We start from the raw sequence: 26,237 nt of genomic DNA, 5'->3' as shown, positions 1-26,237 counted from the left end.
GACTTACTAGGCTCAAGCCCATGACCGCCGCCGTGCCCGATCTCCCGGACCCCCTGGAAGCCGCCACCCAGGCCACCCGCAGCCTCCAGGGGCTCTCCACGGAGCTCACCGCGCGCGTGCCGCAGCTCCTGGAGGCCATGCGCTCGGTCGGCACCGGGCTCGAACTGCACTCCACGCTCGACCGCATCTGCGAGACGGCGGCCGAACTCGCCGGCTCCCGCTACGCGGCGATCGGAGTCGTCGACGAGGAGGGCAAGGGCCTCTCCGACTTCGTCACCTTCGGTGTCGACGAGGAGGTCGCGCGCCGGATCGGGCGGCGCCCCGACGGGCACGCGGGGCTGCTCGGGGCGCTGATCCGGGACCCCCAGACGATCCGGCTCGCCGATCTGTCCACCGATCCGCGCTCCGCCGGATTCCCGCCCGGCCACCCTCCGATGCGGACCTTCCTCGGGGTCCCGATCCGGGTCCAGGGCGAGATCTTCGGCAATCTCTACCTGGCGGAGAAGACCGACGGCGGCGAGTTCAACGACTACGACGTCCACATGGTCCGGGTCCTGGCGACCGAGGCGGGCATCGCCATCGGCAACGCCCGGCTCTACGAGGCGGCCCGGCAGCGCGAGCGCTGGATCGACGGTTCCGTGGCCGTCACCACCGCCCTGCTCTCCGGCGGCGACGCGGACGACGCCCTGACCGTGGTCGCCGAGCAGGCCCGCAGGCTCGCGGACGCGGCGGCCGGGATCGTCCTGCTGCCGGCCGAGGACGGCGGCCTGGAGATCGTCGCCGTCTCCTCCGACGCACCGACCAAGTCGCTGGGCGTGGTGATCCCGCCCGAGAGCGCCGTGGTGGACCGACTCCTGGAGGGCGAGGCGGTGTTCGTGGAGGACGCCTCCACCGACCCGCGCATGGTCAGCCGCGTCGCCGCCGAGTACGGACCCAGCATGCTGCTGCCCCTGCAGAGCGGCGGACGGGTGCTCGGCGCGCTCGCCACGCCACGCGCGCGTGGCGCCCGGCCGTTCACGGAGGCCGAGCGGACGCTCGGGACGCAGTTCGCCTCGCAGGCGGCGCTCGCCCTGATGATGGCCGAGGCCCAGCGCGACCGGGAGCGGCTCGCCGTCTACGAGGACCGCGACCGGATCGCCCGTGACCTGCACGATCTGGTCATCCAGCGGCTCTTCGCCACCGGGATGATGCTGGAGAGCGCCCAGCGGAAGTCGATCGTGCCCGCGGTGCGCGAGGGCGTCGGCAAGGCGGTCGACGAACTCGACGTGACCATCCAGGAGATCCGTACCGCGATCTTCGCCCTCCAGCAGGGGCCCGCCGAGGCGCCCTCCGGGCTGCGCACCCGCGTGCTGCGGGAGATCAACATGGCCGCCGTGCCACTCGGCTTCAAGCCCGCGCACCGCTTCCTCGGCGTGATCGACTCGACGGTCGGCGAACTCACCGGCAAGAACCTCATCGCGGCCCTGCGCGAGGCCCTCTCCAACGCCTTCCGGCACGCGCACGCCACCAGGATCGAGGTGGTGGTCGACTCGGGCGTCGAACTTCCGGACGGCACCCCCGGTGTCCGGCTCTCGGTCGCGGACGACGGCGTCGGCATCCCGGAGGGCGGGCGGCGCAGCGGACTGCGCAACCTCGCCCGACGCGCGGAGTCGTTGGGCGGTTCGAGCTGGTGCGGACCGGGCATCGGCGAGGACGGCGGCGGTACGACGGTGGTGTGGCAGGCGCCGCTGTAGGCGGCCCCTGCCGGCGCCCTTGCCAGGAGGCTGCCGCTCAGTCGTCGAGCGTGCCCGCGAGGATCCGCTCGATGACGGCGGCCACGCCGTCCTCGTTGTTGGCGACCGTGCGGCCGGAGGCTGCGGCGATCACGTCCGGGTGCGCGTTGCCCATCGCGTAGGAACGGCCGGCCCAGCTGAGCATCTCGATGTCGTTGGGCATGTCACCGAAGGCGACGACCTCCTCGGCGGAGATGCCGCGCTCGGCGCAGCAGAGGGCCAGGGTGGAGGCCTTGGAGACATCGGGGCCGCTGATCTCCAGGAGGGCCGTCGGGCTGGACCGGGTGAACGAGGCCAGCGTGCCCGCGGCCGCCTTGGCGGTGGCGAGGAAGGCGTCGGGGTCGAGGTCCGGGTGCTGGGCGAGGAGCTTGAGGACCGGGGCGGCGGCGCCCGGCACCTCCTCGAAGAGCAGCTTCTCGGCGGAGGCGACGGTGGCGCCCGGGTCGAGGAAGAACGGCGGGTACTGCGGCTCGTAGTGGATTCCGGTGGTCAGCTCGACGGCGAAGGACGTGCCGGGGGCCGCGGCGCGCAGCGTCGCCACGACGTCGAGCGCGATCTCCCGTGCCAGCGGGCGCACCTCCACGAACGTGCCCCCGGAGTGCAGGTCGACGACGGCGGCGCCGTTGGCGCAGATCGCGAGGCCGTGGCCGTGGACGTGGTCGCTGACGACGTCCATCCAGCGGGCCGGGCGCCCGGTGACGAAGAAGACCTCGATGCCAGCCCGCTCCGCGGCGGCGAGCGCGGCGACCGTGCGCTCCGACACGGACTTGTCGTCGCGCAGCAGGGTGCCGTCGAGGTCGGTGGCGATGAGTCGGGGGGCCGGGGCGGCGCTGCGCGCGGAGTGGGGTGAGGTCACCGATCCATTGTTCCGCACTCTGTGCACGGGCGTGCGAAGGGGCGCACATCTGAGAGGGCCGGACCGGGCCCTCTCAGATGCGCGTGACGGGTGCGGCCGCTCGTCACACGAGCTGGGCGAGGGCCTCGGTGGCGATCTGCTCGAAGACGCGCTGGTCGGCGGCGAAGTCCGAGTCGGGGATCGGCCAGTGGATCACGATCTCGGTGAAGCCGAGCTCCTTGTGCCGTCCGGCGAAGTCGACGAAGGCGCCCACGGACTCCAGAGGCCGGCTCCGGTCCGGGGTGAAGCCGGTGAGCAGGATCTTGTCCAGCTCGGCCACGTCCCGGCCGATCTCCGCGCACGCCTTGCCGAGCTTCTCGACCTGGCCCCGGATGGCCGCGACGGACTCCTCGGGCGTGCCGTTCTCGTACAGCTTCGGGTCACCGGTCGTCACCCAGGCCTGGCCGTACCGGGCGGCGAGCTTCAGGCCGCGCGGCCCGGTCGCCGCGACGGCGAAGGGCAGGCGCGGACGCTGGACGCAGCCGGGGATGTTGCGGGCCTCGTCGGCCGAGTAGTGCGTCCCCCGCTCGGTCACGGCGTCCTCGGTGAGCAGCCGGTCGAGCAGGGGCAGGAACTCGCCGAAGTGGTCGGCCCGCTCCTTCGGCGTCCACTTGTCCTGCCCGAGCACGGTCGCGTCGAAGCCGTCGCCGCCGGCCCCGATGCCGAGCGTGACCCGGCCGTCCGAGATGTCGTCGAGGGAGATCAGCTCCTTGGCGAGCGTCACCGGGTGGCGGAAGTTGGGCGAGGTGACCAGGGTGCCGAGGCGGAGCCGCTCGGTGGCCGTCGCGGCGGCGGTGAGCGTGGGCAGGGCGCCGAACCAGGGGCCGTCGCGGAAGGTCCGCCAGGACAGGTGGTCGTAGGTGTAGCCGGCGTGGAAGCCGAGCTCCTCGGCACGCTGCCAGCGCTCGCGGCCGCCGTCGTGCCAGCGGTGGACGGGAAGGATCACGGTGCTCAGGCGCAAGGTCATGCCCACGAGCCTACGGCGGGGCCCGGGCAGCTCGCAGGGCGGCGGAGACGCCGCACAGGCGCCCAGGAGGCGGGCGCCGGTGGGGGCGCGGCCCAGCCCGGTCCCGTCAGCGGACCTGTCGGCTCATCCAGGGGGTCAGCGTGCCGCGCAGGACGAGCTCCTTGTACGTCTCGTCGCCGGGAACGGGCACGACCAGCCACCAGCCGGGCGGGAAGAACTTGCCTTTCACGTACGCGAGCCCGCCGTGGACGGAGTGTACGAAGGCGGGGACGGCGTCGCGGGGGACGTCCGCGAACTCCACGCCGTCGACATCGATCTTCGCGTCGTCCTCCGGGAAGAGCTGGACGGTCACCGCCGGGCTGCCGCCGAGTTCGACGAAGGCCTCGTGCGGGAGCGTGCCGTCCGCGTCGAGAACGGCGAAGGCGCCGGAGGAGATCCGGCGGGATGTCTGGTCGGCACCGATGTCGTCGGTGACCGTCATCTCCAGGTTGAACTCGCGGGCGATCTCGCGGAGCACGGTGACGGCCGATTCGGTGGTGGGCAGGTGCGGATGTGCCATGGGATCGATCATGCCCGAGGGGACCGGTTCCGGCTGGGTCGACCGGGGATCAGTCAGGGACTGGTCAGGGATCAGCCAGGGATCGGTCAGGGATCAGCTTGGGGATCAGCCGGGGAAGCGGAGGAACTCCGGGGGTACGGCGTCGGTCAGCCAGACGCCGTTGGCGCTGACGTGGAAGACGTGGCCGGCCCGGTGCATCGCGCCCGCGTCCACGCTGAGGACCACGGGACGGCCCCGGCGTGCTCCGACGCGGGTCGCGGTCTCCCGGTCGGGGGAGAGGTGGACGTGGTGGCGGGCCATGGGGCGCAGGCCCTCGGCTCGGATGCCGTCCAGACTGGCGGCGACCGTACCGTGGTAGAGGTACGCGGGCGGCTGCGCGGGTGGCAGGTCGAGGTCGACCTGGACGGTGTGGCCCTGGCTGGCCCTGATCCGGCTGCCGTCGATGGCGAAGCGCTTCTTGTCGTTGGCGGCGACGACGTGGTCCAGCTCGGCGCGGGTGATCGGGAAGCCGTGCTCGCGGGCCGCGCGCAGGAGGGCGTCGATCTCGGTCCAGCCGTTCGGATCGAGGACCAGGCCGATCCGCTCGGGTTGGTGCCGCAGGTGTTTCGAGAGGTACTTGGACACCTTCACAGTGCGTCTCTCGTCCATGGGTCCGTTCATGGCGCCAGCATGACGGAGCTCGGATCGGGCGGCCATTGATTTCGGTTCGGATGAATTCGGCTCGGATGTTTGATCCACAGCCAACTTGAGTTATCCACAGGGGATTTGGCGATTCTGTGGACAACATCCTTGCGCTATCGGATGACTTGATCTATTTCGCTGATTTCTGCGTGATTTGACGCAAGGGTGTCCAATGTCCGCGTCTGTACCTCCCGTTCAGCGGCCGCAGCGACGAACGCCGCCACGTTCTCCGCGCCAACCAGCCGCTGTACGGCCCGAATCGTTCCGGACGGGAGCACCACCGGGCGCGGGTCGTTCTCGCGGAGAGGCGGAGGCTCGGGCGACAGGTGGTGCTGGAGGTGCCGGGTGGCGAACAGGCGCATCGCGCGCGCGAGTTCCGCGTCCACGGTCTGCTGGGCGAGCGGTCGAAGACGGCGCACCATCGCCGCCGCCTCGGAGGCGTCGGCGTCCGTCGGCGGCCGGTGCTCCAGATAGCGGGCGAAGACGTGCTCGGTCGTGAACTCCAGGAAGCGCGAGGCGATGTGCTCGACCTGGACGCGAAGTTCCCTCAGATGTCCGGAGATCGCGGTCAGCGGAACACCCGCCTCGTACAACTCGGCCGCCACCGCGAGCTCTTGGGGGCTCGGCACCAGGAACTCGTCCTCGCGGTCCGGGATTCGCTCCAGGACGCCGAGCTCGATCGCCTCCCTGATGGCGTCCTCGTCGGGCTTGCCGCCGAACGTGGCGTCCAGCTCCGCGCGGGAGATCCGGTCGGCCTTCTCGTCCGTCCACGGCCCGTCGACCTCGGCGACCAGACCCAGGACGCCGCCGAGCCCGCGGCCCGCGTCCCAGGCCTCCAGCAGCTCCTTGATCGAAGCCAGGGTGTAGCCGCGGTCCAGCAGGTCGGCGATCTGCCGGAGCCGGGCCAGATGGGTGTCCCCGTACACATTGGACCTGCCCCGGCGCTCGGGGCGGGGGAGCAGGCCGCGGTCCTGGTAGGCGCGGATCGTGCGGACCGTGGCACCGCTGTGGTGGGCGAGGTCCTCGATCCGGTACTCCACCGGGGAGGTCTGCGCCGAAGGCGCCCCCTGTGCCGTCTGCTCCGTCACGTCCGCTCCCACCCGCTCGCTCCTGCCGCCCGATCGCGTCTCTCACACCCGGGGCCGCCCGCCAGGGATCGTACGGTCCCTACACCGCCCGTACGACCCTCACGCGGGCGGCTCGAGGCGGGCTATCGCCCGCAGGGCCCTGGGCGCGAGGCGGGACAGGACGTGGGCGCCGCGTGCCTCGGGGGTGACAGGGACGACGGCCTCGTCGCGCACGACGGCGCGCAGGATCGCGTCCGCGACCTTCTCCGGCGGGTAGTTGCGCAGCCCGTACAGCCGGGAGGCCTTCTTCTGGCGGCGGCTCTGCTCCTCCTCGCCGGCTCCGGCGAACTTGGCCGTCGCCGTGATGTTGGTGTTCACGATGCCCGGGCAGATCGCCGAGACGCCGATGCCCTGGCCGGCCAGCTCGGCGCGCAGGCACTCGCTCAGCATCAGCACGGCCGCCTTGGACGTGCTGTACGCGGGCAGGGCGCGGGACGGCTGGAAGGCGGCGGCGGAGGCGGTGTTGACGATGTGGCCGCCCTGGCCGCGCTCGGCCATCTGACCGCCGAAGATCCGGCAACCGTGGATGACGCCCCAGAGATTGACGTCGAGGACCTTCTTCCAGTCCTCGCTCGTCGTCGCGAAGAACGAGCCCGAGAGGCCGATCCCCGCGTTGTTGACGAGGACGTCCACGATGCCGTACTCGCTCGCGACCTTCGCCGCCAGCTTCTCCATGGCCTGCTCGTCGCTGACGTCGACGGTCTCCCCCCAGGCCTCCGGTGCGCCGATCAGCCGGGCCATCTCGGCCGTGCGCGCCGCGCCCTCGCCGTCCCGGTCGACCGCGACGACCCGCGCGCCCGCCTCGGCGAAGGCGAAGGCGGTGGCCCGGCCGATGCCGCTGGCCGCTCCCGTGACCAGCACCAACTGGCCGCCGAACCGCTCCGCGTACACCGGGTCGGCCGTGCTCTTCGCGGCCGTGACCGGGGCCTTGGTCGCCGGGTCCTCGTTCGCCCGGACGAACTCGCCGATCCAGGCGGCCAGCTGGTCGGGCCTGGTGCGCGGGACCCAGTGCTTGGCCGGCAGGGAGCGCCGGGTCAGCTCGGGGACCCAGGTGGCGAGGTCGTCGTAGAGCCGCTCGGACAGGAACGCGTCGCCGGTGGGCGTGATCAGCTGCACGGGCGCGTGGGCGTAGGCGTCGGCGCGCGGCCGGCTCAGCCGCGGGCGGACGTTGTCGCGGTAGAGCCAGGCTCCGTGCGCCGCGTCGTTCGGCAGCGACGGCGTCGGATAGTCGCCGGCCGGGACCTTCTCGACCCGCTCCAGGAGCTTCGGCCACCGCTTGCCGAGCGGTCCGCGCCAGGCCAGCTCGGGCAGGACGGGGGTGTGCAGCATGTACACGTACCAGGACTTGGCGCCCTGGCCGAGGAGCTGGCCGACCCTGCGCGGGGTGGGCCTCGTCATGCGCTGCTTGATCCAGTGCCCGAAGTGGTCGAGGGAGGGGCCGGACATCGAGGTGAAGGAGGCGATGCGACCCTCGGTGCGGGGCACGGTCACGAACTCCCAGGACTGCACCGAGCCCCAGTCGTGTCCGACCAGGTGCACCGGCCGGTCCGGGCTCACCGCGTCGGCGACGGCCAGGAAGTCGTCCGTCAGCTTCTCCAGCGTGAACCCGCCCCGCAGCGGCGTCGGCGCCGTGGACCGGCCGTGGCCCCGGACGTCGTACAGCACGACGTGGAACCGCTCCGCGAGCCGGTGGGCGACCTCCGACCAGACCTCCTTGGAGTCCGGGTACCCGTGCACCAGGAGGACCGTCGGCCGGTCGGCGTCGCCCAGCTCGGCCACGCACAGCTCGATCCCGCCCGTACGGACCCAGCGCTCCCGCGCCCCCGTCAGTCCCACGCTCATGCCGCCCCCTCCTCGTTCCAGCGCCGCACGTGCGGCAGGTCGTCGTCCAGCCAGAAAGCGCTCTGCTGCGGGTCCTTCGAGTCGGTGACCACGAGGATCTCCTCGAACTTCGCGCCCGTACCCCGGAACCCGAGGTGCGGTTCGACCGCCCACAGGCCCGGCTGGGGCGGGTGGTCGGAGAACGTGTACGGCGACCAGAGCGGCGACCAGCCGTCGCGGTGGCCGTGGATCGCGTCGCTCGCCAGACCCTTCAGCGACTGGGTGCCGAAGCCGAAGAGCGTGGGCGACCAACGGCGCTCCCTGACCCGGTCGATCTTGTGGGCGATCACGCCGAACGGATACGCGCGGTGCCGGTTGGCGTACCCCTGGCGGACCATGAGCCGGTCCACGTCCTCGTAGATCTCGCGCAGCGAGCGGCGCTCACGCACCTCGGTCAGGATCAGCTCCCGGTGGGCCCGCAGATCGGCGAGCAGCTTGTCGTGGACCGGGTTGAGGCCCAGGCAGCCGGAGTAGCCGATGTCCGAGGTGTAGCCCTTGAAGACGGGCGCCATGTCGAGGATGAAGGGCATCCCCGCTTCGAGGCGCCGGTTCGTGGGGAAGAACTGCAGCGGGATCTTGAAGTCGACGAAGGCCGTGCGGTCGCCGAACCAGGCGAAGGGCCGGTGGAACCAGTCCCGCACACCCCGCTCGTGCAGCCAGTCGCGCTGCATCTTCGCGGCCTCGCGCTCGGTCACGCCCGGTCGCAGCTGCGCCGCGACGGCTTCCGCGCACGCGTACGACAGGCGCTGCACTTCTCTGAACCCGCGCAGTTCCGCGGTCAGTTCGCTTGCCACTGCTGAGGTCATGCCACCCGTCCGTCCCGTGAACATCCGTGTGCGCTACGTGCCCGTAACGTGACACTGATGAATGTGACAATGCCTGGCGGCTGCGTCAAGGGGTGTGCATGAGCCCCTGTGGAAAACTCGCCGCGCGGGGTCCGGCGAAAGACTTTGGTCTCGACTCCCCTACGGGCTTGTACGTCTGGAGTCGGATACGGATCGAGCCGTTGGGCTGACGACTGCTGTGGCGCAGACCACTACCTTCGAAATGTGACTGTGATCGCTACCGAAAGCCTCAGCAAGCGGTTCCCCCGGGTGACCGCTCTTGACCGGCTCTCCCTGGACATCGGGCCCGGTGTGACCGGACTTGTGGGTGCCAACGGAGCCGGCAAGTCCACGATGATCAAGATCCTGCTCGGTCTGTCCCCCGCCACGGAGGGCCGCGCCGAGGTCCTGGGTCTCGACGTCGCCACGTCCGGCGCCCAGATCCGTGAGCGCGTCGGCTACATGCCGGAGCACGACTGCCTCCCGCCGGACGTCTCGGCCACCGAGTTCGTCGTCCACATGGCGCGGATGTCCGGCCTGCCGGCCGACGCCGCCCGCGAGCGGACCGCCGACACCCTGCGCCACGTCGGCCTGTACGAGGAGCGCTACCGCCCCATCGGCGGCTACTCGACGGGCATGAAGCAGCGGGTGAAGCTGGCCCAGGCGCTGGTCCACGACCCGCAGCTGGTCCTCCTCGACGAGCCGACCAACGGCCTCGACCCGGTGGGCCGCGACGAGATGCTCGGCCTGATCCGCCGGGTCTGGACCGACTTCGGCATCTCCGTCCTCGTCACCTCCCACCTCCTCGGCGAGCTGGAGCGGACCTGCGACCACGTCGTCGTCATCGACGGCGGGACCCTGCTGCGCTCCAGCTCCACCAGTGACTTCACGCAGATCACCACGACCCTGGCGGTCGAGGTCACCGACTCCGACACCCACCCCGACGGCACGGCCGCGCTCCGCACGGCCCTCGCCTCGGCGGGTGTCACGCTCCACGCGAGCGAGGAGGAGGGTCTGCCCGGTGCCGGCCACATCCTCCTCGTGGAGGCGGCCGGCGAGGAGACGTACGACCTGGTCCGCGACACCGTCGCCGACCTCGGTCTCGGCCTGGTCCGGATGGAACAGCGCCGCCACCACATCGCCGAGGTCTTCCGGCCCGACGCGCAGTCGCAGAAGCAGGAGGAGGTGTCGGCGCGATGAGCACCCCGGCCCCCGAGACCACACAGATCCACAACATCGGGTACCGCAACTACGACGGCCCCCGCTTCGGCCGCGCCTACGCGCGCCGGGCACTCTTCTCGCAGTCCCTGCGCGGCTCCTACGGACTCGGCCGCAGCGCCAAGTCCAAGGTGCTGCCGATGATCCTCTTCACTGTGATGTGCGTCCCGGCGCTGATCATCGTCGCTGTCGCGGTCACCATGAAGAGCAAGGACCTGCCGGTCGACTACACCCGGTACGCGATCATCATGCAGGCGGTGATCGGGCTCTTCCTGGCCTCCCAGGCGCCCCAATCCGTCTCCCGAGACCTGCGCTTCAAGACCGTCCCGCTGTACTTCTCGCGCCCCATCGAGCGCGTCGACTACGTCCTCGCCAAGTACGGCGCGATGGCCTCGGCGCTCTTCGTCCTGACCGCGATCCCGCTGCTGATCCTCTGGATCGGCTCCCTGCTCGCGAAGATGAACTTCGCCGACCAGACGGCCGAGTTCGGCCAGGGCCTGGTCTCCGTCGCCCTGCTCTCGGTGCTCTTCGGCGGCATCGGCCTGGTCATGGCCGCGCTGACCCCGCGCCGCGGCTTCGGCGTCGCCGCCGTCATCGCCACCCTCGTGATCTCCTACGGCGCCGTCTCGACCCTCCAGGGCATCGCGTACAGCACGGACAACGCCGACGCCATCCAGTGGCTGGGCCTGTTCTCCCCGATCACCCTGATCGACGGCGTGCAGACCGCGTTCCTCGGCGCCAGCACCGCCTTCCCCGGAGGGGAAGGCGTCGGGCCGGGCGCCGGCGTCGGAGTCGTCTATCTGCTGGTCGTCCTCGCGCTCATCGCCGGCTCGTACGGAGTGCTGATGCGCCGCTACCGAAAGGTCGGGCTGTGACTGTCCTGAACATCGACCACACCTCTCGGTGGTTCGGCAACGTCGTCGCCGTCAACGACGTGACGATGACGATCGGCCCCGGTGTCACCGGACTCCTCGGCCCCAACGGCGCCGGAAAGTCCACCCTCATCAACATGATGGGCGGCTTCCTCGCCCCCTCCACGGGCACCGTCACCCTCGACGGGCAGCCGATCTGGAAGAACGAGTCCGTCTACACGCAGATCGGCGTCGTACCGGAGCGGGAAGCGATGTACGACTTCCTCACCGGCCGCGAATTCGTCATCGCCAACGCAGAGTTGCACGGCCTGGGCGCCAAGGAGGCCCAGCACGCGCTCGCCACGGTCGAGATGGAGTACGCGCAGGACCGGAAGATCGCCACGTACAGCAAGGGCATGCGGCAGCGCGTGAAGATGGCCTCGGCCCTCGTCCACGAGCCGTCCGTGCTGCTGCTCGACGAGCCGTTCAACGGCATGGACCCGCGCCAGCGCATGCAGCTGATGGAGCTGCTGCGCCGGATGGGCTCGGCAGGGCGCACGGTGCTCTTCTCCTCGCACATCCTGGAGGAGGTCGAGCAGCTGGCCTCGCACATCGAGGTGATCGTCGCCGGCCGGCACGCCGCCTCGGGCGACTTCCGCAAGATCCGCCGGCTCATGACGGACCGGCCGCACCGCTACCTCGTCCGGTCCAGCGACGACCGGGCGCTCGCGGCGGCCCTCATCGCCGACCCCTCCACGGCCGGCATCGAGGTCGACCTCGCCGAAGGCGCCCTGCGCGTCCAGGCGGTGGACTTCGGCCGGTTCACGGAGCTGCTGCCCCGGGTCGCCCGTGAGCAGGGCATCCGACTGCTGACGGTCTCGCCCTCGGACGAGTCCCTCGAGTCGGTCTTCTCGTACCTCGTAGCGGCCTGAAAGGAGCCTGACCGATGTACAACCCCACAGTCGCCCGGCTCACCTACCGGGCCCTCCTCGGCCGCCGGCGGGCGCTGATCCTCTTCGCGCTGCCCGCCCTCCTGCTGCTGATCGCCGCCGCGGTACGGCTGTTCAACGGAGCCGACGACCAGGTCGCGGCCGACGTCCTCGGCGGATTCGCGCTCGCCACGATGGTGCCGCTGATCGGTGTCATCGCCGGAACGGGCGCGATCGGACCGGAGATCGACGACGGTTCGATCGTCTATCTGCTGTCCAAGCCCGTGAAGCGGCCCTCGATCATCTTCACCAAGCTCATCGTGGCGATCGCCGTGACCATGGCCTTCTCGGCCGTGCCCACGTTCCTCGCCGGCATGATCCTCAACGGCAACGGCCAGCAGGTGGCGGTCGCGTACACGGTGGCGGCGCTGGTCGCCTCCATCGCGTACAGCGCGCTCTTCCTCCTGCTCGGCACGGTCAGCCGGCACGCGGTCGTCATCGGCCTTGTCTACGCGCTCGTCTGGGAGACCCTGTTCGGCTCCCTGATCGACGGGGCCAAGACGCTCAGCGTGCAGCAGTGGTCGCTCGCGGTCGCCCAGAAGGTCAGCGGCGAGGGGCTCGTCACCTCGGACGTCGGTCTTCCGCTGGCCGTGTCGCTGCTGGTCGGCGTGACGGTCCTGGCGACCTGGTACGCGGGCCAGAAGCTGCGGACGCTGAAGCTGGCGGGCGAGGAGTAGGAGCAGGAGCAAGGACGGCCGAGGGGCCCCATGGAGGGGCCCCTTAGCCGTCACTCGGCGGACTCAGACCTTGCGGTCCCTGGCCGCGAGGAGCCCCACGCCCAGGGCCGCCGCGCAGACGCACAGCACCAGGGCGATCGGCACCGTCCACGAACCGGTCGCCTGGTGGACCGCACCGGCGGCCAACGGCCCTGCTGCCGCCAGCAGGTAGCCGACCGTCTGGGCCATCCCCGAGAGCCGGGACGCGGTCACCGCGTCGCCCGCCCGGAGCACGATCAGGGTGAGGGCGAGGCCGACCGCCCCGCCCTGTCCGACGCCGAGGAGCGCGGACCACAGCCAGGCCCCCTGCACGGGCGCGGTGAGCAGCCCCGCGTACCCCGCCGCGACCAGCGTCGTGACGAGGACGACCAGCGGACGCTGGCTCCGCATCCGGCCGGCGAGCAGCGGCACGGCGAAGGCGCCTGCCACCTGGGTCAGGTTGTTGAAGGCGAAGATCACTCCGGCCGTCGAGCGGCTCATGCCGTGGTCCGTGAAGATCGTCGGCATCCAGGCGATCAGGACGTACGTCCAGAGTGACTGCAGGCCCATGAAGAGGGTCACCTGCCAGGCGAGCGCTGACCGCCAGACGCTCCGCGTCCCGGGAGCGGCGGTAGTGCGCACACCGTGTCCCGTACGACTCCCCTGTCGCGCACCGCCCTTGGCGAGCAGCACCTGAGGCAGCCAGGCCGTCGCCGCGAGCGCGGCGAGCAGCGACCAGAAGGCGAGCGACGCCTCCCAACTCCCGTCGAACGCCTCCTCCAACGGCACCGAGGCCGCTGCGACGACCGTGGCGCCCGCGATCATCGCGCCCGTGTAGAGCGAGGTCATCGACGCGGCCCGGTCGGGGAAGTCCCGCTTGATCAGGCCCGGCATCAAGACGTTGAGCAGGGCGATCGCCGTACCGACCAGGACACCGCCGCCGTACAGCGCGTACACCGACGGCAGGACCCGTACGAGGATGCCGGCGCCGAGCAGCACGAGCGCTCCGAGCAGCACCGCCTCGACGCCGAGGCGCCGCCCCAGCCACGGCGCGACGAGCGCGCCCGCGCCGAGGAAGAGCACCGGCACGGACGTCAGCAGCGAACTGGCCGTCGACGACAGGCCGAACTCCGCCGCGATCTCGCCCACCAGGGGCGCCACGCTCGCCAGGGCCGCCCGCATGTTGAGCGAGGCCAGCACGATCGCGGCAATGAGCAGCAGCGGGTGCGCGAACCAGGCGCGCCGCCCTGAGGGCCGTTTCTCCGCCCGCACGTCGAGGACCGGTGTGGTCCCGGGTTCAGGCCCGACGGCAGTGCCAGCAGCCCTCACCGCGACTCCCCCGTCAGCGCCGCCACCGTCTCCATCGGCACCCGCAGCAGCTCCCGCGCCCCCGCCTCCGCGGCTTCCGCGTCGCCCGACTCGATCGCCGCGACCAGCGCCTCGTGCGCGTCGATGTCGACCGGCGGCATCTCGCGGTCGCCGAGCGCGTCCACGAGGACCTCGTGGACCTGGGTGGAGAAGAAGCGGTACACCTCCGTGAAGGCCGCGTTGTGCGTGGCGGAGACGACGGCCAGGTGGAAGGCGAGGTCGGCGTCCGCGTCGCGGTCGCCCTCCTCGCGCAGGGTGGTCAGCGCGGCCCGCAGCCGCAGCAGGTCGTGGGTGTCCCTCCGTACCGCCGCGAGGCGCGCCGCCTCCGCCTCCAGGGCCACCCGCAGCTCCAGGACGTCCCGCGCGCCCGCGTGGCGCATGCCGCGCAGTACGGCGGCGGGGTCGGCGGTCGACCGGACGAAGGTGCCGTTGCCCTGACGCGGCTCAAGAAGCCCCGCGTGCACCAGGACCCGGATCGCCTCGCGGACCGTGTTGCGGCCGACGCCCAGCTGCTCGGCGAGCTCGTGCTCGGTCGGGATGCGCTCGCCGACCGGCCACTCTCCCGCCGCGAGCTGCTCCCGCAACTGCTCGACGACCGAGTCCACCAGCGAGGTCCGCCCCGCCGCCTTCAGCGCCGCCATCACCACTCCGTCCACTCATTCGCCCGGTTGCCCAGTCATCCTACAACTGCACGAACGCGCCCCCGCTCGCCCTCCCCGGCTCCCGGGGCCGCCCGGGAGAGGCCGGACTACTGTGGGCCCGTACGGGACACGAACACCCTCACCACCCTCGGGAGTCAGTCATGTCAGACCGCTTCGACGTCGTCGTACTCGGAGCTGGCCCCGGCGGCTACGTCGCCGCCATCCGCGCCGCCCAGCTGGGCAAGCGGGTCGCGGTCGTCGAAGAGAAGTACTGGGGCGGTGTCTGCCTGAACGTCGGCTGCATCCCCACAAAGGCGCTGCTGCGCAACGCCGAACTGGCCCACATCTTCAACCACGAGGCCAAGACCTTCGGCATCAAGGTCGACGGCACGGTCTCCTTCGACTACGGCGAGGCGTTCCGCCGCAGCCGCACGGTCGCGGACGGCCGGGTCAAGGGCGTCCACTTCCTGATGAAGAAGAACAACATCACGGAGTTCGACGGCCGGGGCACCTTCCTCGACGCGAACACCCTGCAGGTGAACAAGGCCGACGGCACCGCGCAGACGATCACGTTCGACAACTGCATCATCGCCACCGGCGCCACTCCGCGTCTGCTGCCGGGCACCGCCCGCAGCGAGCGCGTGGTGACGTACGAGGAGCAGATCCTCGCCGAGGACGTGCCGCAGTCGATCATCATCGCGGGCGCCGGCGCGATCGGCATCGAGTTCGCGTACGTGCTCCACAACTACGGCGTGAAGGTCACGATCGTCGAGTTCCTCGACCGGATCGCGCCGCTGGAGGACGCGGACGTCTCCAAGGAGCTGGCCAAGCAGTACCGCAAGCTCGGCATCGACGTCCTCACCTCGACCCGCGTCGAGACGATCGACGAGTCCGGCCCGCAGGTCCGTGTCACGGTCACCGGCAAGGACGGCGCGCAGAAGGTCCTGGAGGCCGACAAGGTCCTGCAGGCCATCGGCTTCGCCCCGAACGTCTCCGGCTTCGGCCTGGAGAGCACCGGTGTGGCGCTCACCGAGCGCGGCGCCATCGAGGTCGACGGCCGCTGCCGCACCAACGTGCCGCACATCTACGCCATCGGTGACGTCACCGCGAAGCTGATGCTCGCGCACACCGCCGAGGCCATGGGTGTCGTCGCCGCCGAGACCATCGGGGACGCCGAGACCATGGAGCTCGACTACCCGATGATCCCGCGCGCCACCTACTGCCAGCCGCAGATCGCCAGCTTCGGCTGGACCGAGGCGCAGGCGCGGGAGAAGGGGTACGACGTCAAGGTCGCCAAGTTCCCGTTCACCGCGAACGGCAAGGCGCACGGCCTCGGCGACTCGACCGGCTTCGTCAAGATCATCGCCGACGCGCAGTACGGCGAGATCATCGGCGCCCACCTGATCGGCCCCGACGTCACCGAGCTGCTGCCCGAGCTGACGCTGGCGCAGCAGTGGGACCTGACGGTCAACGAGGTCGCGCGCAACGTCCACGCGCACCCGACCCTGGGCGAGGCCGTGAAGGAAGCGATCCACGGCCTCGCGGGCCACATGATCAACTTCTGAGTGGTTTCCCGCAGCTTGGGGTGATAGGCACGGAATGTGCCGCGTGAACCCCTCCCCGCCGCCGTACCTGGTGGCGAGCCGGGTGGCGAACCGTCCCGACCGATCAGGTCGTGGGTGCGTTCGTCACCCGGTACGCATCTGTGGCTGCTCGTCATCGCGATCACCAGCCTGGTCATCGCGCTGTCCTCCGACGGTCTGGAGCACTACCTCCTGCACCGCAACAGCAGCAACCTCTACCAGCTCTCGCACCACCCGCTCCGGGCGCTGCTCGGCAGCGCCTTCTGGATCGTCGACCCGGCGGACTTCGCCCTGTACGCGGTGCTGTTCGAGGTCTTCCACGCGCCGGTCGAGCGCTGGCTCGGCACGCTGCGCTGGTTCGTCGTGGTCGCCACGGCGCACATCGCGGCGACGCTCATCAGCCAGAAGGTCGTCCTGGAGGCGATCCAGGACCACGACGTGCCGCGCAGCATGGCGCACGTCGTCGACATCGGGGTCAGCTACGGGCTCGCGGCCTCGATCGGCATCCTGACGTACCGGATCCCGCGCCCCTGGCGGTGGCTCTATCTGGCGGGAGCGGTGGCCTTCTTCGCCGTACCGCTGTGCACGAGTCATACGTACACGGATCTGGGGCACGCGATCTCGCTGGCCATCGGTCTCGCGTTCTGGCCGCTGACGAGGGGCGTCGGCCCGCGCGGTAATTCATTGGCCTACGAAGGTCCGCCGCCCGCACACTGGTTGTGCGGGAGACGCCCGCCACGAGACCGGGGAGGAGCACGACCATGACCGACACCAGTTCGAGCCGGAGTTCGAGTCCGTCGAGCTCCCTGCAGGGCGGCGCCCCCTAGCGCCGCCGGGGCGGCCGCTTCGAGCGCGCGGGTTCTCCGCGCGGGCCGCCCACCCGGAGGATTGGCCGAGTGGTAAGGCAGCGGCTTGCTAAGCCGTCGTCGGGGTCACCCCCGCGCGCGTTCGATCCGCGCATCCTCCGCCGCTGTGGAAACCCGCCCGTACGCCGGCCAGATGTGGAATCCGTCCCTACGCCCGGTCAGACGTGGGAATCCGTCCCTACGCCCGGTCAGACGTGGGAATCCGTCCCTACGCCCGGTCAGACGTGGGAATCCGTCCCTACGCCCGGTCAGACGTGGGAACCCGTCCCTACGCCCGGTCAGAGGTCAGCAGGCGCTCCAGGACCACCGCGATGCCGTCGTCCTCGTTCGAGGTCGTCACCTCGTCGGCGACCGCCTTCAGTTCCTCGTGCGCGTTCGCCATCGCCACGCCCCGCGCCGCCCAGCCGAACATCGGGATGTCGTTGGGCATGTCGCCGAAGGCGATCGTGTCGGCCGCCTTCACGCCGAGACGGCGGGCGGCGAGCGACAGGCCGGTGGCCTTGCTGAGGCCCAGCGGGAGGATCTCCACGACCCCCGGGCCGGCCATGACCACGTCCACCAGGCTGCCGATCGTCTGCCGGGCGGCCCCCGCCAGCTCGTCGTCGGAGAGGGTGGGGTGCTGGATGTAGACCTTGTTCAGCGGGGCGGACCACAGCTCCGCCGGGTCTTCGAACGGGACGTACGGCAGCGGCCCCTCCTGCACCCGGTAGCCGGGGCTGATCAGCACCTCGCCGTCCAGGCCGTCGCGGCTCGCGGCCAGGGCCAGCGGGCCCACCTCGGCCTCGATCTTCGAGAGCGCCAGGCCCGCCAGCTGCCGGTCCAGGGTCACCGAGGTCAGCAGCCGGTGCTCGCCCGCGTGGTAGACCTGCGCGCCCTGACCGCACACCGCGAGCCCCTCGTAGCCGAGGTCGTCGAGGATGTGCCGGGTCCAGGGGACGGATCGGCCGGTGACCACGATGTGCGCGGCCCCCGCCGCCACCACGGCGGCGAGGGCGTCACGCGTACGGTCCGAGACCGACTCGTCGGCGCGCAGCAGCGTGCCGTCGAGGTCCGTCGCGACGAGCTTGTACGGGAAGGGGCTCACTTGGAGATCGGCTCCAGGACCTCGCGGCCGCCCAGGTACGGCCGGAGGACCTCCGGCACGCGCACCGAGCCGTCCGGGAGCTGGTGGTTCTCCAGGATCGCCACGATCGTGCGCGGTACGGCGCACAGGGTGCCGTTGAGCGTGGCCAGCGGCTGCACGACCTTCTTGCCGTTCCGCTCGTCGCGCATCCGCACGGACAGGCGGCGGGCCTGGAAGCCGTCGCAGTTCGACGCGGACGTCAGCTCGCGGTACTTGCCCTGCGTGGGGATCCACGCCTCGCAGTCGAACTTGCGCGAGGCGGAGGAGCCGAGGTCGCCGGTGGCCACGTCGATGACCTGGAAGGGCAGTTCGAGGCTGGTGAGCCACTGCTTCTCCCAGTCGAGGAGCCGCTTGTGCTCGTTCTCGGCGTCCTCGGGAGCCACGTACGAGAACATCTCGACCTTGTCGAACTGGTGGACCCGGAAGATGCCCCGGGTGTCCTTGCCGTACGTGCCGGCCTCGCGGCGGAAGCACGGCGAGAAGCCGGCGTAGCGCAGCGGCAGCTTGTCGGCGTCGATGATCTCGTCCATGTGGTACGCCGCGAGGGGCACCTCGGACGTGCCGACGAGGTAGAAGTCGTCCTTCTCCAGGTGGTACACGTTCTCCGCGGCCTGGCCGAGGAAGCCGGTGCCCTCCATGGCACGCGGGCGGACCAGCGCCGGGGTCAGCATGGGGATGAAGCCGGCCTCGGTCGCCTGCGCGATCGCCGCGTTGACGAGGGCCAGCTCCAGCAGGGCGCCGACGCCCGTGAGGTAGTAGAAGCGCGAGCCGGAGACCTTGGCGCCCCGCTCGACGTCGATGGCGCCCAGCGCCTCGCCCAGCTCCAGGTGGTCCTTGGGCTCGAAGCCCTCGGCCGCGAAGTCGCGGACGGTGCCGTGCGTCTCCAGGACGACGAAGTCCTCCTCGCCGCCGACCGGCACGTCCGCGTGGACGATGTTGCCGAGCTGGAGCAGGAGGGCGCGCGCGGTCTCGTCGGCCTCGTTCTGCTCGGCCTCGGCGGCCTTGACGTCGGTCTTGAGCTGCTCGGCCTTCTGCAGGAGCTCGGCGCGCTCCTCGGGGGAGGCCTTGGGGATCAGCTTGCCGAGCGCCTTCTGCTCGGAACGGAGCTCGTCGAAGCGGACGCCGGACGACCTGCGCCGCTCATCGGCGGAGAGCAGGGCGTCGACGAGTGCGACGTCCTCTCCACGGGCGCGCTGGGAGGCGCGAACACGGTCGGGGTCCTCACGGAGCAGGCGAAGGTCAATCACCCCACCAGGCTACCGGTGCGGGCTCGCGCCACCCCACCCGATATAGCCGTGCGTGTCGCTTTGCCCGAATTGCCGGTATTGGGAAACGCTCTCCCTATTCGTCAATAAACGGTGCAGGGACCCCCGAAAAGGGGCGGATCGGTGTCCGTTCCTTGACCGAACCGCCCTGTGGATCAAGGGACTTCCCCCGGGCTTCGCCGGACTTCTCCACAGCGGGCGCGAGCCCCGTGGAGTTTTCCACAGGCTGTGCGGAACTTCTGTGGATGGTGAACGAATTCCTGGGCGTAATGATGATCAAACCCGCTGCGCACACTCGTCCGAGTGGGAATTCCTCGCTCTAAAGAGTTGATCAATGGAACGGGGGTGACGCGGGCTGATCTGCGCCCTGTGGGTGAACGGATGCCGACTGGGGAGATTTGTCGACCTTGGCGGAGCGCCGTATCGACTTGTCCCCAGGGCGGGCGAGGTGCCTGTGGATAACTCTGTGTGGGGGTCGAAAATATGCAGGTAGGACTAGTGGTCCGTGCCTGTGGACGACCGCCCCCGGCAGAGGGGGCGGTGGGGCACGATCGATTCAGGCCCGACCGTCCTGGGCCCTCGCCAGCCAATCGGAGGCAGCCATGAACTCCGCGTCCGACGTCCCGCGCCGCAGCGTGGCCACATCCCCCCTCGCGACGCCCGCCCGCGGGTACGACCCGAGGAAGCGCACCTTCGGGCAGATCCGCTTGAGCCCCATCAGCGCCTCGCCCACGCGCCGGTCCGAGATATGGCCCTCGGCGTCCACGGCGAAGCAGTAGTTCCCGATGCCGGCGCCCGTCGGACGGGACTGGATCAACATCAGGTTCACCCCGCGCACCGCGAATTCCTGAAGCAGCTCGAGGAGGGCACCCGGATGGTCATCACCCAGCCACAGCACCACCGACGTCTTGTCCGCCCCGGTCGGCGCCGAGGGCCGGGCCGGCCGGCCCACCAGGACGAACCGGGTCTCGGCGTTCTCCGCGTCGTGGATCTCCGTGACCAGGGCCTCCAGGCCGTAGGTCGTCGCCGCGAACTCGCCCGCGAAGGCCGCGTCGAACCGGCCCTCCTGCACCAGCCGGGCACCGTCCGCGTTCGAGGCCGCCGACTCCCACAGGGCGTCGGGCAGGTGGGTCCGCAGCCAGTTCCGTACCTGCGGCTGCGCCACCGGGTGACCGGTGACCGTCTTGATCTCGCCGAGTGTGGTCCCCGGCCGCACGAGCAGCGCGAAGGCGATCGGCAGGAGCACCTCGCGGTAGATCATCAGCGGTTCGCCCGAGGCCAGCTCGTCCAAGGTGGCGGTGACCCCGCCCTCCACCGAGTTCTCGATCGGTACGAGCGCGGCAGCCGCCTCCCCGTTGCGTACGGCGTCCAGGGCGGCCGGGACGGAGACCATGGGGACGAGTTCCCGGGTCGCGGCCTCGGGCAGCGTACGCAGCGCGGCCTCCGTGAACGTGCCTTCGGGACCGAGATACGTATACCGGGTGGCTGACATACGGTCACCCTAATAGGCGCGGGCCGGCTCAGGACTCCAGAAGCCGCTGACCCACGTATTCGCCCTCCGCGGCCCCGCCCGGCACGGCGAACAGGCCGCTCGCCTCGTGCCGGACGAAGGGCGAGAGCGCGTCGCCCCGGTCGAGCTTGCGCTGGACGGGCACGAAGCCCCGGAGCGGGTCGGCCTGCCAGCAGATGAAGAGCAGCCCGGCGTCGGGTGTGCCGTCCGGACCGATGCCGTCGTGGAAGGAGAAGGGACGCCGCAGCATGGCGGCTCCGCCGTTCTGTTCGGGGGCGGAGATCCGGGAGTGGGCGTTGTCCGGGATGACGAGCTTGCCGTCGGGGCCGGTCTTGTCCAGGTCGAGCTCGGTGGTCTCGGTCCCGCCGGTCAGGGGCGCGCCGTCGGACTTCCGCCGGCCGATGACCTTCTCCTGCTTGTCCAGCGGGAGCCGCTCCCAGTCGTCGAGCAGCATGCGGATCCGGCGGACGACGGCGTACGAGCCTCCGGCCATCCAGTCCTGCGGCCCCGAGGTGCCCTGGGGGACGAAGATCCGCTGGTCGAAGTCGGGTTCGGAGGGCTTCGGATTGCCGGTGCCGTCGACCTGGCCCATGAGGTTGCGGGCGGTCATCGGCTTGGCGGTGGCGCCCGCCGAGCGGTTGAAGCCGTTCATCTGCCAGCGGACCTTCGCGGCCGCTCCGGCGTCCTTCTGCAGCGCGCGCAGCGCGTGGAAGGCGACGAGGGCGTCGTCGGCGCCGATCTGTACCCAGAGGTCGCCCTCGGACCGCTTCGGGTCGAGCGCGTCGGCTGAGAAGGCGGGCAGCGCGTCGAGCTGCGCGGGGCGGCGGGCCGTGAGTCCCGTACGCCCGAAGAAGGAGTGACCGAAACCGAAGGTGACCGTGAGAGAGGAGGGACCGGCGTCGAGGGCGATGCCGGTGTCGTCGGCCGAGGGCTCGCCCGCCATCAGGGCCTTGGCCGTCGCCGACCAGCGCCGCAGCAGGGCCGCGGCTTCCTTGCGGCCCGCGCCGGGCGCCAGGTCGAAGGCGATCAGATGGCCGCGTGACTGAAGAGGAGTAGTGATCCCCGCCTGATGTTTCCCGTGAAACACCGCCTCCGTCGCACCGACCGTCGTCAGCGCGGTTGCACCGCCCGCGCCGGAGGCCGAGGAGCCGGAATCGGCGGCCGCCGCGTACACCCCGGCGCCGCCTGCGGCACCGAGCGCGAGACCGGCCGCGCCCGCTGCGCCGACCGTGCCGAGAAGCCGCCGCCGGGAGATCTCAAGGTTGTCGTCGTCGTTGCTCACGAAAGGTCAGCCGATCTTCACGTTCTTGTCGATGGTGGTCTGGTCGATGTCGGAGGTGCGGACCGTGACCTGGATCTGCCACTCGCCGGCCATCGGGATCTGCACCCCGCTGGCGCTCCAGTGACCGGCCTGGATGCGGTCGGGGACGACCGGCAGCGGGCCGATGGCCTTCGCCTTCAGGGTGAAGGCGACCTTCAGCTCGGGAACGTCCAGCGGGCGGGAGTCCGGGCCGTCGACGAAGACGTGCAGCGCGTTGGCGCCGGTCCTGCCCGGGTCGAGGCTGAGCCGTACCGTCCCCTTGCCGTTGACGCCGCCGGTGTCGAAGGGCAGCCGGATGTCCACGGGCCGCTCGGGCACGGCGGTCGAGCCCGAGGCGGACTGCGAACGCCCGGCCTCTTCCTCCGTACGGCCGGGCTCGGTCGACGTCAGGACCGTCGTCACGGCGAGCAGGACCACGGCGACGAAGGCCTCGGTCATGACGGAGCGGCGCAGACCGGTCCGCTCGGGGTCGGCGTCGCGGTCCCGCTTGGTGCGGGCGGTGGCGACGGCGGCCCGCTGCCGGGCGAGCTGGGCGGCGCGTACGGGGTCGACGGCGTCGCCGCCGGTGGCGCCGGACTCCTGGTCCTTCTCGGAGTCCTTGCCCTCCTCGGCCGCATCGTCGCCCTCGGGAGTCTCCTCGGCCTGTGCCGTCCCGTCGGCCTCCGCCGTCTCCTCCGCCTGGGCCGTTCCCTCGGCCTCCGCCGTCCCGTCCGCCTCGGCCGTCTCGTCCGTCGCCCGGTGCACCGCCGGTGCTCCCAGGCGTTGGGTCCAGCGGCGGGATATCCAGGCGATGCCCAGCAGGACGGCCACCAGGCCGATCTTGACCAGGAGGAGCCGGCCGTACGCCGTGCCCGTCAGGGCGGACCAGGAGCCGACCTGCCGCCAGGACTGGTAGAGCCCGGTCGCCGCCAGGACGACGACCGAACCGAAGGCGATCTTCGAGAACCGTTCCACCGCGGCCCGCTCGATGCCGGGCCCGCGGTACAGGGCGACGAGCAGCGTGGTGAGGCCGCCCAGCCAGGCGGCCACCGCCAGCAGGTGCAGGAGGTCGACGGGCATCGCGATGCCCGGCTGGATGCCGGTGGAGGCGTGCTCGGCGAGCGCCCAGGTGCCCGCGATGCCGGCGGCCACCACGGTGCCGCCGATCGCGAGCCCGAAGGTGAGGTCCTTCTTCTCCTTCGGGTCCGTCCGCTTGGTGTACGCCCCGAAGAGCACGGCGACGAAGAGCGCGGCCGCGCCGAGCAGCATCAGCCGGGAGATGAGCGCGGCGCCGGTCTTCGTCTCCAGGACGGACTTGAGCCCGCCGAGGTCGAAGGCGTCGCCGAGCTCGCCGGAGCCGGTGTACGGATTGCGCAGCAGCAGCATCACCAGGGTGGCCGCGGTGAGCGTGAGCCACCCGCGGACGACGAGCCGCTGGATGGGCCGGACGCTCGCGCCGCGCGGCCAGCAGGCGAGGACGAAGGCGCTGCCGCCGACGAGGACGGTGAAGGCCGCGTACGAGAGATAGCGGGCGATGCCGTAGAGCGCGCCGACAAGGCCGCCGCCGACCGACTGCTCGGGGAGGGCGACGGAGGTCTCGGAGGGGGCGCCGACGGAGAAGGTGAGGGCGCCGGCGATGGGGTGGCTGTCGGCGGAGACGGCCTGCCAGGCCACGGTGTAGGTGCCCTCGGGCAGTCCGGAGCGGAGGCCGACTCCGTACCGGATGATGTTGCCGCTGCACAGGTCGCGGATCTCTCCGGTGTCGACCCGGTTCCCGGCGGGGTCGAGGACCCGGATCGAGTCGCCGCCCATGGCGACCTGCTCGGAGAAGGTGAGGTTGACGTCCTTGGGGGCGGTGGCGACCACCGCCCCGTCCTGCGGGTCGCTGCCGGTCAGCGCGGCGTGCGCGGACGCGGGGGCGGCGCCGGCGAGCAGCGCGCCGAGGAGTGCGGCCGCGACGAGCAGCAGCCGGGCCAGGGCGGTTCCGAGGCGCGGGGCGGTGGTGGTGGGCATGTGTGTGTCAGTCCCTCAAGTAGCTCAGTGCTGCTTCGGGTTGTGGGTGGCGGCCTCGACGGGAAGGTCGACCTTGATGGGGTCGGCCTTCTCGAAGTGCAGCTCGATGCTGACCTTCTCGCCCTGCTTCGGCTTGGTCTTCAGCCCCATGAACATGATGTGGCTGCCGCCACGTTCGAGGTCGAGTTCGCCGTTCGCGGGGATGTCGAAGGACTTCACCTGCTGCATCTTCTGGTTCTTCGTCTCGTGGATCTGGACGTCGTCCGAGAGGGGGCTCGTGACGGAGGTGAGCTTGTCGGCGGTGCCGCTCTCGTTCTTGATGGTCAGGAATCCGCCGGCCATGTCCATCACGGGCTGCGGCATGAACGCGCCGCTGACCTTCAGTTCGGGCTTGCCGTCGGCCTTGGCGGCGCCGTCGGCGGAGCTGTCGGACGAGCATCCGGACAGCGCCAGGGCGGCCGCGAGGGCGACGGCGGTGGTGGACAGGACGGTGGTGCGGCGGTTCACGGGTTCTCCCCCTTGACGAGCTTTGGCAGATCCTTGGCGTAGTCGTCGACGGTCGTGTCCTCGCCGTACAGGACGTAGCCCTGGTCGGTCGTGGGCGAGAACGCGATCACCTGTGCTCCGTGCATGGAGACGACCGAGCCGTCCTTCTCCTTCTTCGCCGGATCGATGCCGATGCCCATGGAACGGGCGCCGGCCTGGATCGCGGGGAAGTCGCCGGTGAGGCCGATGAAGGCCGGGTCGCCGGCGGCGGGCAGCCACTTGGCCAGTTCGGCCGGGGTGTCCCGCTCGGGGTCGGTGGTGACGAAGACGACCTGGAGCTTGTCCTGGTCGGCCTTGGGGAGCTGCTTCTTGGCGATGGCGATGTTGCTCATCGTCAGCGGGCAGACGTCGGGGCAGTGCGTGTAGCCGAAGTAGATCAGCGTCGGCTTGCCCTTGGTCTGCGCGCGGAGGTCGAACTTCTGGCCCTTGGTGTCCGTGAGGACCAGGTCGGGCTTGGTGAAGGGGCGGTCGAGGACGGTCGCCGCCTTGTCGCTGCCGCTGCCGCCTTCGGTGGAGACCTCGGCGACGGCTCCGTTCCCGGAACCGCCCGCCTTGTCGTCTCCGCCGCCGAGGCCGACCGCGACCGTCACCGCGAGGGCGGCGACGACCGCGACGGCGGCGGCGATCAGGGGTGCGCGGCGGCTGGGCCTGGCCCGCTCGTCGGTGGCCGGGTCGGCCGATTTCTGGACTGACATGGAACGTGCTCTCTCGGTTCTCTCGTGTCTCTCGTGACTCGCGTGTCCGTCGGTCTCTCTGGTCCCTCTGCGCCCTCAGGGCGCAGGGTCAGGCAGAGCGGCGACGGCCGGCGAGCAGACCGAAGGCGACGCCCGCGACGCCGATGAGGATGCCGACGACACCGAGCACGCGCGCGGTGGTGTCACTGCTGTCGGACGCGGAGGAGGCGGACTCGGTGTGGCCCTTCCCGTCCTCGGCCTTGGCGTCCGACTTGTGGTCGTGACCGGCCTTCTCGTCGGTCTTCGGGTCCGTCGTGGCGCCGCCGCCGTGGTGGTCGTCCTTGGCCGCGGAGAGCTTCAGGACGGGAGCGGGGTGCTCGGGCTCGGCGGCGCCCTCCTTGGGCTCCTCGATCCAGCGGACGACCTCGTTGTTGTCGTAGGTCTGGATGGCCTTGATGACGAGCTGGTCGGCGTTCTCCGGCAGCTGGCCGAGGGAGAGCGGGAACTGCTGGAACTGGCCGGGGCCGATCTTCGCGCCGCCCTCGGCGGTCCAGGTGACCTTGGTGACGGCCTCGTTGATGGTCTTGCCGTGCAGCTCCAGCGGCTTGGCGAGCTTGGACTTGGTGACCTCGGCCTTCCAGCCGGGGACGGGCTGCGGCATCACCGAGGCGAGCGGGTGGTTGGCCGGGAAGTTGACCTCGACCTTGACGGTGGAGGCGTTGTCGCGCTCGTTGGGGACCTTGACGTTGACGGTCGCGTAGCCGCCCTTCGCGGCCTCGCCCTGCGGCTGCACGCCGACGTGCGCGAACGCGGTGCCGGAGAGCAGCACGACGGAGGAGAGGGCGATGCCGCCGGTGGCGGCGATACGGGAAACGTTCATGGCAGAAGA

General features: G+C 70.9%; 24 protein-coding genes and 1 tRNA gene. 8 read left to right on the top strand and 17 right to left on the bottom strand.

Annotated elements, in window-relative coordinates:
- Positions 1-20: 20 nt before the first annotated feature.
- Entirely contained in the window at positions 21-1,733 is a 1,713-nt protein-coding gene (locus AB0F56_RS07565) for a GAF domain-containing protein (RefSeq protein ID WP_362005257.1), read from the top strand.
- Positions 1,734-1,770: 37 nt separating this feature from the next.
- Here the strand turns inward: AB0F56_RS07565 and AB0F56_RS07560 are convergent, their stop codons facing one another.
- From AB0F56_RS07560 to AB0F56_RS07530, 7 genes are all read right to left on the bottom strand, one after another.
- Positions 1,771-2,628: a Cof-type HAD-IIB family hydrolase gene (locus tag AB0F56_RS07560; RefSeq protein ID WP_362005255.1), complete on the bottom strand. Its 858-nt coding sequence runs from the start codon at positions 2,626-2,628 to the stop codon at positions 1,771-1,773.
- A 103-nt stretch (positions 2,629-2,731) separates the two neighbouring features.
- A complete protein-coding gene (locus AB0F56_RS07555) occupies positions 2,732-3,634 on the bottom strand; it encodes an LLM class flavin-dependent oxidoreductase (protein ID WP_362005252.1) in 903 nt (300 codons plus the stop codon).
- A gap of 106 nt (positions 3,635-3,740) precedes the next feature.
- Positions 3,741-4,193, bottom strand: coding sequence for a hypothetical protein (locus tag AB0F56_RS07550; RefSeq protein WP_362005249.1), 453 nt, complete (start codon positions 4,191-4,193; stop codon positions 3,741-3,743).
- Positions 4,194-4,298: 105 nt separating this feature from the next.
- Positions 4,299-4,841, bottom strand: coding sequence for an RNA 2'-phosphotransferase (locus AB0F56_RS07545; RefSeq protein WP_362006103.1), 543 nt, complete (start codon positions 4,839-4,841; stop codon positions 4,299-4,301).
- Positions 4,842-4,987: 146 nt separating this feature from the next.
- Positions 4,988-5,962 carry a MerR family transcriptional regulator gene (locus tag AB0F56_RS07540; protein ID WP_362005246.1) on the bottom strand — a complete coding sequence of 325 codons (975 nt, stop codon included), beginning with the start codon at positions 5,960-5,962 and terminating at the stop codon, positions 4,988-4,990.
- Positions 5,963-6,061: 99 nt separating this feature from the next.
- Positions 6,062-7,837: an SDR family oxidoreductase gene (locus AB0F56_RS07535; protein WP_362006100.1), complete on the bottom strand. Its 1,776-nt coding sequence runs from the start codon at positions 7,835-7,837 to the stop codon at positions 6,062-6,064.
- Positions 7,838-7,839: 2 nt separating this feature from the next.
- On the bottom strand, positions 7,840-8,688 hold the full coding sequence (locus tag AB0F56_RS07530; protein WP_362005244.1) for a M24 family metallopeptidase: 849 nt from the start codon (positions 8,686-8,688) through the stop codon (positions 7,840-7,842).
- Between the two features lie 249 nt (positions 8,689-8,937).
- Between AB0F56_RS07530 and AB0F56_RS07525 the strand changes: the two genes are divergently transcribed.
- The 4 genes from AB0F56_RS07525 to AB0F56_RS07510 are packed head-to-tail and all read left to right on the top strand — an operon-like array spanning position 8,938 to position 12,441.
- Complete coding sequence (locus tag AB0F56_RS07525) at positions 8,938-9,906, top strand: ABC transporter ATP-binding protein (RefSeq protein WP_362006098.1); 969 nt, start codon at positions 8,938-8,940, stop codon at positions 9,904-9,906.
- Positions 9,903-10,799: an ABC transporter permease gene (locus AB0F56_RS07520; protein WP_362005241.1), complete on the top strand. Its 897-nt coding sequence runs from the start codon at positions 9,903-9,905 to the stop codon at positions 10,797-10,799. The genes AB0F56_RS07525 and AB0F56_RS07520 overlap by 4 nt, the downstream gene beginning before the upstream one ends.
- A complete protein-coding gene (locus AB0F56_RS07515) occupies positions 10,796-11,707 on the top strand; it encodes an ABC transporter ATP-binding protein (RefSeq protein WP_362005239.1) in 912 nt (303 codons plus the stop codon). The genes AB0F56_RS07520 and AB0F56_RS07515 overlap by 4 nt, the downstream gene beginning before the upstream one ends.
- A 14-nt stretch (positions 11,708-11,721) precedes the next feature.
- On the top strand, positions 11,722-12,441 hold the full coding sequence (locus AB0F56_RS07510) for an ABC transporter permease (RefSeq protein ID WP_362005236.1): 720 nt from the start codon (positions 11,722-11,724) through the stop codon (positions 12,439-12,441).
- A gap of 63 nt (positions 12,442-12,504) precedes the next feature.
- Here the strand turns inward: AB0F56_RS07510 and AB0F56_RS07505 are convergent, their stop codons facing one another.
- Both AB0F56_RS07505 and AB0F56_RS07500 read right to left on the bottom strand, forming a co-directional pair.
- Positions 12,505-13,731: an MFS transporter gene (locus tag AB0F56_RS07505; RefSeq protein ID WP_362005234.1), complete on the bottom strand. Its 1,227-nt coding sequence runs from the start codon at positions 13,729-13,731 to the stop codon at positions 12,505-12,507.
- Positions 13,732-13,784: 53 nt separating this feature from the next.
- On the bottom strand, positions 13,785-14,468 hold the full coding sequence (locus AB0F56_RS07500) for an FCD domain-containing protein (protein ID WP_362005232.1): 684 nt from the start codon (positions 14,466-14,468) through the stop codon (positions 13,785-13,787).
- 161 nt (positions 14,469-14,629) lie between these two features.
- Between AB0F56_RS07500 and lpdA the strand changes: the two genes are divergently transcribed.
- The 3 genes from lpdA to AB0F56_RS07485 all read left to right on the top strand — a co-directional run bounded on the left by lpdA (position 14,630) and on the right by AB0F56_RS07485 (position 17,018).
- Complete coding sequence (gene lpdA / locus AB0F56_RS07495; RefSeq protein WP_362005229.1) at positions 14,630-16,033, top strand: dihydrolipoyl dehydrogenase; 1,404 nt, start codon at positions 14,630-14,632, stop codon at positions 16,031-16,033.
- A gap of 114 nt (positions 16,034-16,147) precedes the next feature.
- On the top strand, positions 16,148-16,816 hold the full coding sequence (locus AB0F56_RS07490; RefSeq protein WP_362005226.1) for a rhomboid-like protein: 669 nt from the start codon (positions 16,148-16,150) through the stop codon (positions 16,814-16,816).
- Between the two features lie 117 nt (positions 16,817-16,933).
- Positions 16,934-17,018, top strand: a tRNA-Ser gene (locus AB0F56_RS07485).
- A 167-nt stretch (positions 17,019-17,185) separates the two neighbouring features.
- Here the strand turns inward: AB0F56_RS07485 and AB0F56_RS07480 are convergent.
- The 8 genes from AB0F56_RS07480 to AB0F56_RS07445 all read right to left on the bottom strand — a co-directional run bounded on the left by AB0F56_RS07480 (position 17,186) and on the right by AB0F56_RS07445 (position 26,228).
- Entirely contained in the window at positions 17,186-18,001 is an 816-nt protein-coding gene (locus AB0F56_RS07480; RefSeq protein ID WP_362005224.1) for an HAD family hydrolase, read from the bottom strand.
- Positions 17,998-19,287, bottom strand: a complete 1,290-nt coding sequence (gene serS, locus AB0F56_RS07475; protein WP_362005222.1) for a serine--tRNA ligase — start codon at positions 19,285-19,287, stop codon at positions 17,998-18,000. Before serS ends, AB0F56_RS07480 begins: the two co-directional genes overlap by 4 nt.
- A gap of 574 nt (positions 19,288-19,861) precedes the next feature.
- Positions 19,862-20,797, bottom strand: a complete 936-nt coding sequence (pheA, locus tag AB0F56_RS07470; protein ID WP_362005220.1) for a prephenate dehydratase — start codon at positions 20,795-20,797, stop codon at positions 19,862-19,864.
- Between the two features lie 28 nt (positions 20,798-20,825).
- Positions 20,826-22,097 carry an iron uptake transporter deferrochelatase/peroxidase subunit gene (efeB, locus tag AB0F56_RS07465; RefSeq protein ID WP_362005218.1) on the bottom strand — a complete coding sequence of 424 codons (1,272 nt, stop codon included), beginning with the start codon at positions 22,095-22,097 and terminating at the stop codon, positions 20,826-20,828.
- Positions 22,098-22,103: 6 nt separating this feature from the next.
- Positions 22,104-24,128, bottom strand: coding sequence for a copper resistance protein CopC (locus AB0F56_RS07460; RefSeq protein ID WP_362005215.1), 2,025 nt, complete (start codon positions 24,126-24,128; stop codon positions 22,104-22,106).
- A gap of 24 nt (positions 24,129-24,152) precedes the next feature.
- Positions 24,153-24,635 carry a copper chaperone PCu(A)C gene (locus AB0F56_RS07455; protein ID WP_362005212.1) on the bottom strand — a complete coding sequence of 161 codons (483 nt, stop codon included), beginning with the start codon at positions 24,633-24,635 and terminating at the stop codon, positions 24,153-24,155.
- Positions 24,632-25,369 carry an SCO family protein gene (locus tag AB0F56_RS07450; protein ID WP_362005209.1) on the bottom strand — a complete coding sequence of 246 codons (738 nt, stop codon included), beginning with the start codon at positions 25,367-25,369 and terminating at the stop codon, positions 24,632-24,634. Before AB0F56_RS07450 ends, AB0F56_RS07455 begins: the two co-directional genes overlap by 4 nt.
- A gap of 88 nt (positions 25,370-25,457) precedes the next feature.
- Entirely contained in the window at positions 25,458-26,228 is a 771-nt protein-coding gene (locus AB0F56_RS07445; RefSeq protein WP_362005207.1) for a YcnI family protein, read from the bottom strand.
- Between the last annotated feature and the right edge of the window lie 9 nt (positions 26,229-26,237).

Origin of the sequence: Streptomyces sp. NPDC026092, assembly GCF_040638605.1 — a bacterium.
Taxonomy (GTDB): Bacteria; Actinomycetota; Actinomycetes; order Streptomycetales; family Streptomycetaceae; genus Streptomyces.
Note: the sequence above shows the minus strand (reverse complement) of the source record. Positions and strands in the feature narration are given on the sequence as shown.

Coding starts and splice junctions, on each gene's coding strand:
- AB0F56_RS07500 (WP_362005232.1), bottom strand. CDS start 14,468: ATGGCGGCGCTGAAGGCGGCGGGGCGGACCTCGCTGGTGGACTCGGTC.
- AB0F56_RS07450 (WP_362005209.1), bottom strand. CDS start 25,369: ATGTCAGTCCAGAAATCGGCCGACCCGGCCACCGACGAGCGGGCCAGG.
- AB0F56_RS07550 (WP_362005249.1), bottom strand. CDS start 4,193: ATGGCACATCCGCACCTGCCCACCACCGAATCGGCCGTCACCGTGCTC.
- AB0F56_RS07565 (WP_362005257.1), top strand. CDS start 21: ATGACCGCCGCCGTGCCCGATCTCCCGGACCCCCTGGAAGCCGCCACC.
- AB0F56_RS07530 (WP_362005244.1), bottom strand. CDS start 8,688: ATGACCTCAGCAGTGGCAAGCGAACTGACCGCGGAACTGCGCGGGTTC.
- AB0F56_RS07460 (WP_362005215.1), bottom strand. CDS start 24,128: ATGCCCACCACCACCGCCCCGCGCCTCGGAACCGCCCTGGCCCGGCTG.
- pheA (WP_362005220.1), bottom strand. CDS start 20,797: ATGTCAGCCACCCGGTATACGTATCTCGGTCCCGAAGGCACGTTCACG.
- AB0F56_RS07510 (WP_362005236.1), top strand. CDS start 11,722: ATGTACAACCCCACAGTCGCCCGGCTCACCTACCGGGCCCTCCTCGGC.
- lpdA (WP_362005229.1), top strand. CDS start 14,630: ATGTCAGACCGCTTCGACGTCGTCGTACTCGGAGCTGGCCCCGGCGGC.
- AB0F56_RS07520 (WP_362005241.1), top strand. CDS start 9,903: ATGAGCACCCCGGCCCCCGAGACCACACAGATCCACAACATCGGGTAC.
- AB0F56_RS07445 (WP_362005207.1), bottom strand. CDS start 26,228: ATGAACGTTTCCCGTATCGCCGCCACCGGCGGCATCGCCCTCTCCTCC.
- AB0F56_RS07555 (WP_362005252.1), bottom strand. CDS start 3,634: ATGACCTTGCGCCTGAGCACCGTGATCCTTCCCGTCCACCGCTGGCAC.
- AB0F56_RS07545 (WP_362006103.1), bottom strand. CDS start 4,841: ATGGACGAGAGACGCACTGTGAAGGTGTCCAAGTACCTCTCGAAACAC.